The organism is Gillisia sp. Hel_I_29 (genome assembly GCF_000744275.1).
Classification (GTDB): Bacteria; Bacteroidota; Bacteroidia; order Flavobacteriales; family Flavobacteriaceae; genus Gillisia.
The window spans coordinates 2544206-2557681 of record NZ_JQLP01000005.1 but is presented as its reverse complement, the minus strand read 5'-3'; the positions used below and the strand labels follow the sequence as shown (position 1 = coordinate 2557681).

Below are 13476 nucleotides of genomic sequence, written 5' to 3'. Positions count from 1 at the left end.
TTCTCTAGCATTTATTTTTATTTTTAAAATGTAAATCATCACTTAATTTTGACTACAAAAATCTGGTATTTTAAACACATCTATAAAAATCCCAAAAGTTAGAATTATCATTAGATAGTCTCTTTCAAAGGTTTGATTGACTCTAAAATCATCAGACCTATAGATCTTTTTAAGTCGCTCTACTGTGTCAGGATTAAAGTATCCTTGCCTTTTTATCGTTTCATATGATAATATATCATTTATCCATTCTTTATCTTTATTTATTAGTTCTGGACTACCAGATGCGACAAAGCTAAATTTTTCTCTTTCCACAATTTTTTGAGGTAAATGTCTCTCGGCACATTTTTTTAGTATATATTTTTCTTTTAAATCCTTTAACTTAATACTCGAGGGCATTTTTTTCAAAAACTGAAGCAGGTTAATATCTAAAAAAGGATACCTCATTTCTACAGAATTGGCAAGTCCTACTCTATCTCCATGTCCCGAAAGTAAATGATCTGCCATTCGAAGTTTAAGATCAATATAAGATCTTTTATGCAGAGGACTTCTCCCCTTAATCTTTGTTTTATCTATTAAATTTGGAACAACACTATTAAAATCTTCAAACGATTCAGTAACTTTATTAGAATAGAGTTCTTTTTTAAAACCTTCATATTCATAGTACTTATTTTCGTAAAAAAAATTTCTATCTCCCCAGAGTTTATCTCTATATTCAAACTCCATTATTTCATCCAAATCAAACAAATCGTTTTCTTGAAAATTTCTATACTTGTCAAACTTATAACCCACATAACCTCCAAATAACTCATCTGCTCCTTCTCCAGATAAAACAACTTTAATATTATTGCTTTTTGCTAATTGAGATAAACCTAAACTACAAGTATTATAACTTTCTTTTAATGGTGTTTCTGAATAATAAACCGCATCTTTTAATCTTTTAATGATTTCATCAGAATTGAAGTGAGTTTCGTGATGAATAGAACCAACCTTCAAAGCCATCAATCTTTGATATTTTCTCTCGTCAATTAACAAGTCATCGAAAGTAATAGAAAAAGAATGCATCTTAGAGTTAGGTGCTATTTTTTTAATATACGAAGCTATTAATGAAGAATCGAGCCCTCCGCTCAAATAGAAACCAACAGGTACATCAGCTTGCAATCTATCTTTTACGGCATTTTCAAGAAGTTCATCTAATTCATTTAAATAATCTTTCTCATTATACTTTTGGGTTTCATTTTCTTCTAATGGATAATCCATATCCCAGTATTCTTTCATAGAAACGCCATTTTTACTGACCTCTAAATAATTTCCTGGTTTAAGACTAAATATATCTTTAAACATAGTTTGAGGGCTAACAAGGCCAGGAAAAGTAAATATTTGATCAAGTCCCTTCATGTCTACAATAGGCTTTATTTCAGGCACTTGCAACAATCCTTTTATTTCTGAAGCAAAATAAAATATGGAATCCTTGACAAAGTAAAATAGAGGAGCAATTCCAACATGATCACGTACTAAGAATAAGCTTTTTTTATTCTTATCAAAGAGAGCAAATGCAAATTGACCATTTAACATGTTTAGAAATTCAATTCCATGCTCTTCATAAAGGTGTACTATTACTTCTACATCTGTATTAGTTTTAAAAACATGTCCATTTTTAACTAAATCTTTCTTAAGCGTTTTATAATTAAATATTTCTCCATTGCAAATCATTATCAAAGAGCCATCCTCATTAGTTATTGGCTGATTCCCAGAGGTTAAATCAATTATTGAAAGTCTTTTAAAGCCAAATCCAATATTTTCATTGAAATAATATCCAGAATCGTCCGGTCCTCTATGTGAGAGTGTATTTGTCATATTCTTTAATAACTCCTCTTGTATTTTTTCTCTTCCAAAATGCAATATCCCTGCTATGCCACACATAAATAAATATTAATTATTTTTTAGTTAAAAGTCCTCCCCCAGATCATCTAAAATAGATTTCTGCAGGTTAATAAAGTAATTCAATTCATCTTTAGTCATTAATTTCTTCCTAATTTGTTCTATCGATATGTTTGGATTATTTACAACTAAGGATAATATTTTCTCAAAATCGCTACCCATTTTGTTTATTGTATTTTTCTTGAATAAGTTGGTTCTATATTCTATACTTAATTCAAAGCTATCACCAATAGTAAAGAATAATGTCAAATCCAATTTACTAATTGTGCTTTTAAGTCGAAAAGGTATCATTTCTAAATGAGAGTCTATTTCTAATTTTGAAGAAATTACCTTTGAAATAATATTAACATCCCTAGAGGCATTCTGATTGCCTAAAGTGTCTAAAACTAGAAGAACATCATAAAATGGGTTTCTTCCTTTTTCCTGTAATCCCATAAACTCTTCAACCAATTTTTCATACGGATAAGCTTGGTGAGTATAAGCGTCAATACAGTTGCTTTTAACCCGATCTAAAAAATTTATGAATAACTCATTTTCTTCAAATGAGTTTCGCAATATTAAATTATTGAGATGGTATCCAATTTGAGTATCCAAATCAGATGAATTCCTCGTAGCAACTGGAGTTCCAATTACAATATCATTTTGTCCACTATTTTTATATAAGAGAATTTTTGTAATTGCTAAAAGTGTGATAAAAACAGTACTTCTGTTCTTTTTTGAATATTCTTCCAATTTATGCAATAGGTCATGTTTTATTGGAAAAGTTTTCGTATCTCCCGCATAAGACATCATCTCTGATCTAGGGTAATCGGTTTTAAGCTCAAAGACAGATTTATTATTAAATAATTTTTCTTGCCAGTAAGCATGGTCTTTAGCTATTTTATTACTCTCTAAATAAGCATGAAACCAAACGGCAAAGTCTTTATACTGAATCTTTAATTCTGGTAATACAGGCTCTTCATTTTTAGTATAAGCATGATACAAATTAATCCATTCGTTCAAAATTATACCGAGTGACCAACCATCACTAATGATGTGATGCATTTTAATGGTTAAGATAGCCTTATTCTTATCTAACAAAATTAAACTTGTCTTAAATAGCGGCCCATTTATGAGATCAAAAAAAACCTCAACATTCTGATTTACAAACTTATCTGTTTTTTTATCTGTAAAAGATTCATTCGTTATATCTATCTCTTCGTATACCTCATCAAAAGGAAAATCCTTTTCTGTAATAATCGTTTGTCTAACTTCTCCATTTATTAGGCTAAAAATCGTTCTTAAACTTTCATGTCTTAGGATAATCGTTTCAAATGACTTTCTCAAAGCAGATTTATCAAGCTTACCTTGAAATAAATGAGCTGAAGACATATTATATGTAAGAGATTCTGGACTCATTTGTTCATGAATCCATAGGCTTTTTTGTCCTAAGGTTACAGGATAATGCTTTTGGTAAGGAGCTCTAAATACTCGAGAAAAATCCGCGTCTATATTTTCATACTTCAATATAGACTTCGTAATCTTATTATATAACAAATCTATATCTTCATCGGTGTGAGCAAATGAAAGATAGCATATTCGACCTTCCCAAATATAAATACCTTCATTTAAAAGTTCATAGAAAAATAGGTCATAGTTTTTATTGAATTTGAATTTAAATAATGATCCAAACCAGACTACTTCTAATTGAATCTCATTGGTACTGAAAAACTCATTTAATCTAGTAGCAAAAAATTCGGTTTTTTTATTTAACGTATGATAATCATCAACACTCGTTGACATAATCTTAGATAAAACAGCTTTAGAAGCTGATAATGTAAGTGGATGTTTAGTAAAAGTTCCAGCTAAAAATGTAGGTTCTGTTGAAGGATATGAATCGTCTCCATATTGCCATGTTCCACCATCAACAACATCAAGGTATTTCGAGCTCCCAGCTATTATTCCAAGTGGCATTCCTCCTCCTGCTATTTTACCATAAGTAGCAATGTCTGCCTTTACGCCAAAATATTCCTGAGCTCCTCCTGGAAGAATCCTAAAACCAGTAATAATTTCATCAAATATTAACGGGATATTATGTTTTTCAGTAATATTACGCAGAGATGACAACCATTCTTTGTTTGGTAATTCATCTGGAAATCGACTTCGTACAGGCTCAATTAACACACTTGCAATTTGATCTGAATGCTTATCAATTAATGCTATTGACTCTGTCGAATTAAAATCTAAAACTAATAAATCTTTAACAATACTCTTATTTACTCCAACGGCTATTGGGTCTGTAGAAAACAAGTTTTCTCCCGGAGTTCCAAGGGTGCCATCAAAATGACCGTGATAAGAGCCATTAAATACAACAATCTTACTTTTTCCAGTTATAGACCTCACTAATCTTAAGGCTATCATTACTGCTTCCGTGCCTGAGTTTGCAAAACAAACTCTATCAAAACCTGTTAAATCTTTCACCATTGTTGCAACTTCCCCTACTAAATGTGATTGAGGGCCAATATGCATTCCCTTATTTAATTGATTTTGAATAGAATCAATAATGAAATCCTGCTGGTGTCCAAACAAACACGATCCAAATCCCATGGTAACATCTATATATTCATTTCCATCAATATCATAAATTTTAGAGCCTTTAGATCTGTCACTGATTATTGGATACAACAACTCTTTTGTTGAAATCCTAAAACCGGAAGATGCTCGGTTATCAGCTAAAATATCTCTATAAAAACCTGTAAACTCTTTGGATTTAATGGTTTGATTATTATAGGCTTTTATTAACTCGTTTTTATAAGCATCCTTCTCTTCTGAGAGTTTTTTCCGTTTAATCTCTATAACACCCTCAAAAGGTTTTACTATATTCTTATTAGAAGATAAAGATTTCGATTTGTCATCAGGTGTATATTCATTCTGCGCATTGATTTCCGGTTGAATATTAGAACTCGCAACACTTTCATCTTTTTGAAAATACTGAGTTAACAACTCATTCTGTTGTTGAATTTGATTTCTTAAAATCTCATTTTGTTTTTCAAACACAGACAATAATGTTCCTAAACTTGACTTATTATCATTAGCAGAAAAGGCCTTCACCTCAGACAAAGTATCAATTGGAGAAGTTAAGTTGTTAGTAGGGAGGGATGGGGATGGGGATGGAATTCGTATATGGTCTTTAGTCTTAGTTGAAATAAAATTTGCTATAGAATCTATATCATTTAATTCAACAAATAAACTTGAGAATTCCAATAATACACCAAATTCTACTTTTACTTTTTTCACCACCTCCATCAGCATAAGAGAATCTGCTCCTAATTCAATTATTGAATCATTTTCCTTAAGCTCTTCGGTATCTAAATGGAGTGTCCGTGATATTATTTCAATGAGTTTATTTTTTATTTTTTCTTTATGATTTACGCTCAGTTTTGGGTTGTTTACATCCATATAATTAGAAAACTGTATTTCTGGCTTAACTGTAATCTCATTATCTACTGTCAATTTTGGTGCATCAAAGGCCCAAAATCTTTTCCTTTGAAAAGGATAAGTAGGTAAAAAAATTCTTTTTTGTTTTTTATACTTATAAAAAGTTTTCCAATCGATATTAATTCCATTAGCATATAATTCACTTAGACTATTATAAATTGTTTCTAATTCATCATAATCTCGTCTTAAAGATGGAATCCAAACAGAATTGAGCCAGAGTGTTTTATTTTTATCTGCTAATATTTTTGAAGCCATTCCACTTAAAATAGGAGTAGTACCAATCTCGAGATACATATTAACATTATACGATTCTAATTTCAGTATTCCTTTTTCGAATTGAACTGGTTTCCTTAAATGGTTTATCCAATAAGCAGAATCACACACATTATTTCCTACTTCCTCACCATCTAGACAACTAATTAATGTAAGATTAGGGGATTTAAATTTAATTTTTTTTAATGTTTTTTCAAAAGCTTCTAATACGGGTTCCATTAATGGAGAATGAGAAGCTCTTGACACCATTAGTTTTTTAGTTTTCACCCCTTGAAATGTTAGCTTTTCGCACAACATATCAATAATACTTTCTACTCCAGATATAGTTGTTTGATTTGCTCCATTAATTGCAGCTATAGAAACTTTGTCTTCATAGCCAGATAGTATTTTATTAGTTTCGTTTGCATCCAACTCAATCGAAACCATTGCTCCAACTGAAGAAGATTTTTGTAATAGTTTTCCTCGAGTTGCAACCAGCATTAATCCTTCTTCAAGCGTAAAAACCTCTGCCGCACAAGCTGCTGTAATTTCTCCTAAACTATGACCAATAACTATATCTGGAATTACACCCCAACTTTCCCATAATTTAAACAAAGCATATCCTATCGAAAATATTACAGGTTGGGCGATATCCATATCATCCAAGCACTTATTAGTTTTTTTAAATAAAACATCTAAAAGATCAAATTCATTAGATGCTTTTAATAAACTATTACACTCGTCTATTATCTCTTTAAATACCTTTTGTTCTTTATAAAGTGTTTTGCACATTCCTTTATATTGAGAACCATGTCCTGTAAATAAAAAAGCTAGTTTCTTATTTTTAATAGATTCATTTGTTTTATGAAGGCTAGATGAATCAAGTTTTAGCTTTTCAATCAATTCTTCTTTGGAATTAGCAATAAATGAAGTTCTGATAGGGAAATGATTTCGATGAATAGCAAGATTATAGGCTATTTCTTCTAAATTCAGGTTCGCATCTTTTATAAGATGTTCCTGTAATTGTTGTAATTGATCATTACACGCTTCTTTGACCACGCCAGAAAAAACAAATAAATGGCAGGATTTTAAATTTGTTTGATTTTGAGGAGCTTCTTCTCGTATTAATGGAGGTTCTTCAAGAATTACATGAGCATTTGTTCCGCTTAAGCCAAAAGAACTTACTCCTGCTATTCTTGGTTTTTTCTCTCTATTCCAAGATTTAGAAGCTTTTAAAATTGAAATAGAATAGTCATTCCATGGAACATACTCATTTAACACTTCTGTGTATAGACTTTTAGGTAATTCATTGCTCTTAAAAGCTGCTAAAACTTTTAACAAACCCGCAAGACCAGAAGCTGCTTCTAAATGTCCAATATTACTTTTAATACTACCTACAAAAAGAGGTTGTTCTCTTTTTATATTGGCGCCATATACATTCTCTAAGGCATTAATTTCAATTGGATCACCTATACTAGTTCCAGCGCCATGAGCTTCTACATAGCTCACATCTGCAGGATTAGTATTCGCATTTCTCAATGCCTTTTTTATCATTTTTTCTTGAGAAATACGATTTGGAACTGTTAACCCGCTACTAGCACCATCATGATTAATGGCTGCTCCCTTAATAACCCCTAAAATTGTTTCTTTGTTTGCTACAGCATCACTTAATCTTCTCAATACCAATACTACAGAGCCTTCGCTACGCCCATACCCATCAGCTTTATTAGAAAATGGCTTACAAATACCATCTGGAGCTAATGATTTTGACTGAGACAAATACATAAATGGAATTGGACTACTTAATATTTGAGCACTCCCAATAATCATCAAGTCTGATTCTTCATTCCGTAAACTCTTACAAGCTAAATCCAATGCTACTAATGAAGAAGAGCATGCTGTATCAACGGTCATACATGGGCCATTTACACCTAAAAAATAAGATATTCTTCCTGCTGAAAAACTCTTGTGGGTCCCCGTAATATCATAAAAACCTAGATCATCGTTATCTTTTTGCAATAAACTATAATCGCTTGGTCCTAAACCAATAAATACTCCTACATTTAATTGAGCGAGGTCTTCTTTTGTAAACCCTCCGTTTTCCAATGCTTCCCAACTACACTCTAGTAATAGTCTTTGTTGAGGATCCATTTTTTTTGCTTCACGAGGAGAAATTCCAAAAAATTTAGCATCAAATTGGTCATGTCCTTCAATAAACGATGCATGACGTGTATACATTTTTCCTTTAGCATCTACATTACTATTAAAAAAATCAGAAATATCAATCCTATCTTCAGGAATTATTTTAGCAGTATTTTTTTCTTCTTTTAAGAGTTTTGCTAAAGATTTTAAATCATTCACATCTCCTGGTAAACGGCAAGACAATCCAACAATAGCTATAGAATCTCTACCAGAAGCTATTTTATTCTTAGAAAATGTTTTCTCTATTGGAGAAGATTTTGTTTCCAAGATTTTTTCTAAAATATAATCAGATAGAGCTTCTATATCTGGTATTGTTGCAATTTCTGGAATAGATAAATCAATCTCTAATTCCAAAGAAATCATTTTTGTAAACTCTACCAAAACTAAAGAGTCAAGTCCAAGATCAAATAGCCCCTTTTTTATATCAATTGTTGAATAATCTGAGATATTTAAAATATCTGAAAGTTTTCGTTGTAACCATTCAATTAAAGATTTTCGTTTTAAGGGAGAATTTAACTCTAATAAAGTTTTTTTGTTATCATCTATATTTATCAATGATGATTGAGAAAGTACTCGTTTAAAATCATTATTGGAATACCAAATACCACATAAATTTCTTTTAATCTTTCCACTAGAAGTTTTAGGTATGGTAGCTGGTTTAAGTAACAACACATCAAACACAAAAATTTTAAACTCCTGGAATATTGCAGATTTAATATCTCTAATTAATGAAACAGCATCAAAATCTATCAAGTGTGTACGCTTAATCTCCTGGGCAATAATTAATTGTTCTCGCCTATTTATTTCTACACTAAATGCAGCTCCAGCATTTAGTGTAAAATACTCCGATTTATTTTGAAAGCATGCCTCAATATCTTGGGGAAAAAAATTCTTTCCATTAAATATCATCATCTCTTTCAATCTACCACTTATATATAATTCACTTTCATCAAAATATCCTACGTCTCCTGTTCTTAAAAAAGGTCCAGTTTGATTCCCATTATTATCATTATAATAAGCCTGAAAAACTTCTTTAGTCAATTCTGGCTTATTCCAATACCCTTTAGTTACACTTGCCCCTTTAACCCATATTTCTCCCTCTTGTCTTTCTTCACAAAGTTTAAAATTATTTGGGTTTACTATTTTAATTTCAATTCCGTTTAAAGCCTTCCCATTACTTACATGTGTGGTTTTAGATCCTGCATTATCATTTAAAGGTTTTGAACTATATTTTATAGGTTTATTATTCCCGCATACCACTAATGTTGTCTCTGCCATACCATAAGCTGGTCTCCAATAGCTAAATTTCACGCCTAAAGTTGAGAATTTTTCTACGAATGCTAAAAGTGTTTTTTTTCTAACAGTTTCGGCCCCACTAAAATATATTTTACACGATGTTAAATCGACATCTTTTAGTTCGTTTAAATCAATATTTTCCACACATAGGTCATAAGCAAAATTAGGTCCTCCTGTAATTGTAGCTTTATATTTAGATATCGCTTGAAACCATCTAATTGGCTTTCTTACAAAACTAACTGGAGCCATAAAAATTAAAGTACTGCCAATGTATATATTACTTAAAATATTACCTATTAATCCCATATCATGAAAAATAGGCAACCAACCTACGAAAATTGTTTCCTCATTTAATTTCAACAGATCTATAATTAATTCACAATTATGAGAAATATTATGATGAGAGACCATTGCACCTTTTGGTTTTCCCGTTGAACCCGATGTGTACTGTAAAAATGCTGTGTCTTCTAGTTTTACTTCAGCAAATTCAATATTTTTAGATGTGCTTTTTATTTCATCTGTTAACAAGATCTTCATCTTATTTGAATTTTCATCATAAACAGACCATTTATGAATCTTGTTATATAACTTTGAAGTACATAATATTAATTTTGCAGCACAGTCATTTTTAATATTATTTAATCGATCTAAACGACGATTGCTAGAAGGAGGATTAACAGGAACTGCAATAACTCCAGCCAAAAGGCAGCCTAAAAAAGCCTCAATAAAATCTGTTCCAGAAGAATATAATAATAATACTCTTTCACCTGGATTAACGTTTTTTAAAAGTTGAAAAGCAATATTTTGTGATTTGTTATATAAGTGCGCATAGGTGATCCTGCTTTCCTCAATTTCTCCATCTTCTAAAAATATATAAGCTACTTTATCTTTATTCTTCTCGGCTCTTAACCTTAAGACATCAACAATTGTCTTGTTAATTTCAATCAACTTCTCGCTCATATAATTAATTAATCTTTTTTATTGTACTTAGATTATAAATATTTTGCCTAATAATGTTAGAGATTAAAGTCACATTTTTGAAAATAAAAAAATGATCACCAGGTAACTCTATAACTTCAATTGGTAGTGTTGATTCTTTTTGCCAGTGTAACATCTGATTCTCATCAATTTCTTCATCCAACCCATATAAAGCAATGATTTTTGTTTCTAATGGTCTAAAAGCTTTATATTCATAATTCTCAACAGCCTCAAAATCTGCTCTTAAGATAGGCTCAAAGAAACTCATTAAATCTTCATTCACTAATAATTCATCTGGACATCCTCCTAATTCTTTAAGCTTTTTTCTAAATTCTAAAGAAGGTAAAACGGATAAATTTTCACTTTCTTTTATATATGACGGACCTCCCCTGCCTGAAATAAAAAGGCATGAAGGTAATCTGTTTAACTTAGATTTAATTAAGTGCCCAAGTAAAAAACTAATAAGAGCTCCCATACTATGACCAAAAAAATAATAATACTCATAATCTTTTATAATAGGAACAACTTGGTTATACATATCTTCAACCATGTCATCAATATTATTGAGTAATTTTTTACCTACTCTCTTTCCTCTTCCTGGTAATTCAACTACTTTAACATCAATAAAGGTTAAAGACGTTTTAATTTTATTAAGACTAAAGATATTACCTCCTGCAAAATGAAATAGTATTAAAACTCTATCTCTTTTATATTTCATACAATTAAACTATAAAATTTTCAACTAAACTTCAAGTATGTCAAACCAATAAGCAATTTAACATACTAATTCTTGGATCAAATAAAAGGGTATATAAACAAAACATTTTTAAGTAAATATAAAACGCATAGTTATAAATTTTAATTTTAATAAAAAATATTATTAAAAAAACGCTACTCATTTAGTGTAATAAGACTATCACGCTCAATGAATTAAAAAGATAAAACAAAACAATCTTAGCAATTATATACATTGACTATCAAGTAAACTATTTAAACAAGATTCTTTTTTTAATCTATTTTTATTTTTAAAGGTCAGTAGTTAGTTGCATAAAATTTGATTGTGATATGCTTTTTCCTTGTTAACCATTTTAGTTATTAGATTATTAAAGATTGTTGCCTTGCTTCGTGAACGGTTTATCCTAAAATAGAATTTATTAAAATATCTGTTTATGTTAAAATCGCTGACCCAAGAATATGTTGTTCTTATCCAAGATTTTACTTGATGAATCATTGTGTGCAACGCTTTAAAATTTAAGCCAGAGTTACTTTCAATCTGTTTTATATTATATGCTTTGGTAATAGGCCCATAACCTCGCCATTTATCAGTGGTTACTTTTGCATCTCGACTTATGTGGTTTATAAACATTTACTGTAAGGATTGCGCTGAAAAATCTTCAATACGAATTGCATACATTCTTTTTACTTTGCCTTCTTCTGTAAGCTCAACGGCAGTGATGGCTTTCTTTTTCTTGGCGTTGTAACTCCTACCAACCTTTTCCTTTTCTCGTCTACCCAATACAAATTCATCTACGTGGACATCTCCTTGCATTGGATTATTGCCGCTGGATTCCATAGCCTCTCTTACCTTGTGCATCCATAATCGAGCTGTCTTTTCTGTCACACCATAACGAACTCCCATATAACTAGCAGAAAGACTCTTAGTGCTTGTTCCCATTTCGAATGTGATGAAAAACGCTTTGTGAGCACCAAACTTTACTTTATGGAATAAAGTGTTAGAAGTCGCAGATTCTTGATGAGAACATATATTACAAGTGCGAGAGTAATCCTTTCGTGTCTGAGCTTTCTTATGCCCACATTTAACGAACTCAAAACCGTCCTTCCACTTAATTTCAGCTAAGTATTTCTTGCAATCTGCGTCTGTCTTAAACCGATCAGAGAACTCTAGAAGGTTTCGACCCTTGAAAATATCCATATTATACTTATTTTTATTGACTTTAAAGATCTGAATTTAGATACTGACCTCTGTTAATTTTTATTTTAAATTCCCATTAAATCATAAAATATTGATTTTTTAGCAATTATTATTTTAACATATCATTCAATCCTTCTTTATCAAATAAGATCCTTCCAACTTTAATGTCTGACCAACCTTTTCTCAATTTATAGTTAAAAGTAGGTGTATTTTCTATTAATTCACAATCCAAATAATAATTTGAAACATCTTCATTACCAACATGTTTCAATTCCTGTATATGAGTTGATATAAAAAAATAAGAATTTTTAAATTTACTCAATCCTTTTATCGTTTTCTTGCAAATCTCAAAAGCATCTTCAACATTGGTTCCACTAAAAAGCTCATCGAAAATAGCAAAACATTGTTTTCTGTTAGAAGCGTTTTTAACAACATTCTTGAGATTCATAATTTCATACATAAAATGGCTATAACCATTTAAAATATCATCTCTTTTATTAATTTCAATAGAGAAATAATTGCAAAAAGGAATTTCTCCAAAAGATGCAGGTATCCCAATTCCCAAATGTCCAAAATAGACACAAAGCCCAATGGCCTTAAGAAATGTAGATTTACCTGACATATTCGGTCCATTAAGTACTATTACATTATTAGTTGTTTCAAAATTATTCTTAACAGGTTTATCGATTAGGGGGTGATAAAATTCAATTAATTTAATATGATTGTTATTGAAATTTGGAAAGGTGAAATTGTTTTTAATGATTCCAGAATTTATTGACAAATAAGCCTCAAACAAAAACAAATCTTCCCAAAAAAGTTTTGTATCACCTTTTTTTTTGAGTACATAAATTTTCTCCGATAACTCTATCGCGTGTTGATTCTTCAACCTACCTTCTCTAATAATGTGTTCATATTTGTTAAGTTCGAAATTCGAGAAAAACTCTAAAATTCGCTTAATACTCGATGCGTATTCCTCTGGAAACTGTTTTAAATCCAATCGTAAAAAATATCTCGACTGCAAGCGATGAAAAAAAAGTATTAACTGAGTAAATTTGCTTATATATGTTACTTTTTCTTGTTTAGAACCAAATAGCCTATACTTTAATTTCTTTTGAGACAAATCTTCATTTCTTTCGTCATTTAAAAAAAGATATACTTCGTTTAAATACAAAATGGTATACGAATAACTTTTTAAAATATTATAATTTGCAGCAAAACCTTTCAATATATTTTGACGTTCTACAATTGCGTCTATTGATTGTAAAGGTTTTTTTAAAATTTCAAGAATTTTGTTTTTTGCGAATGCATTTAGAGAATAATCATATAATGGCAAAAGTTCCTTTTCAATACCTAAATCTTTTAAATTATCCATTCTATATTATGATAGGGTTGTTCCTTTT

Annotated in this window: 4 protein-coding genes and 1 pseudogene; all 5 read right to left on the bottom strand. The window is 30.4% G+C overall.

The window, feature by feature from the left end; genetic code table 11:
• Window positions 1-42: 42 nt before the first annotated feature.
• Window positions 43-1920, bottom strand: coding sequence for an asparagine synthase (glutamine-hydrolyzing) (gene asnB / locus P163_RS16760; protein ID WP_034893912.1), 1878 nt, complete (start codon window positions 1918-1920; stop codon window positions 43-45).
• Between the two features lie 24 nt (window positions 1921-1944).
• Complete coding sequence (locus P163_RS17995; protein ID WP_051931282.1) at window positions 1945-10125, bottom strand: type I polyketide synthase; 8181 nt, start codon at window positions 10123-10125, stop codon at window positions 1945-1947.
• 4 nt (window positions 10126-10129) lie between these two features.
• Window positions 10130-10861 carry a thioesterase II family protein gene (locus P163_RS16750; protein WP_034893909.1) on the bottom strand — a complete coding sequence of 244 codons (732 nt, stop codon included), beginning with the start codon at window positions 10859-10861 and terminating at the stop codon, window positions 10130-10132.
• A 321-nt stretch (window positions 10862-11182) separates the two neighbouring features.
• A pseudogene (locus P163_RS16745) lies at window positions 11183-12076 on the bottom strand (IS1595 family transposase).
• 109 nt (window positions 12077-12185) lie between these two features.
• The gene (locus P163_RS16740; protein WP_034893906.1) at window positions 12186-13448 is read right to left on the bottom strand and encodes a MutS-related protein; all 1263 of its coding nucleotides are present in this window, start codon (window positions 13446-13448) and stop codon (window positions 12186-12188) included.
• Window positions 13449-13476 lie beyond the last annotated feature (28 nt).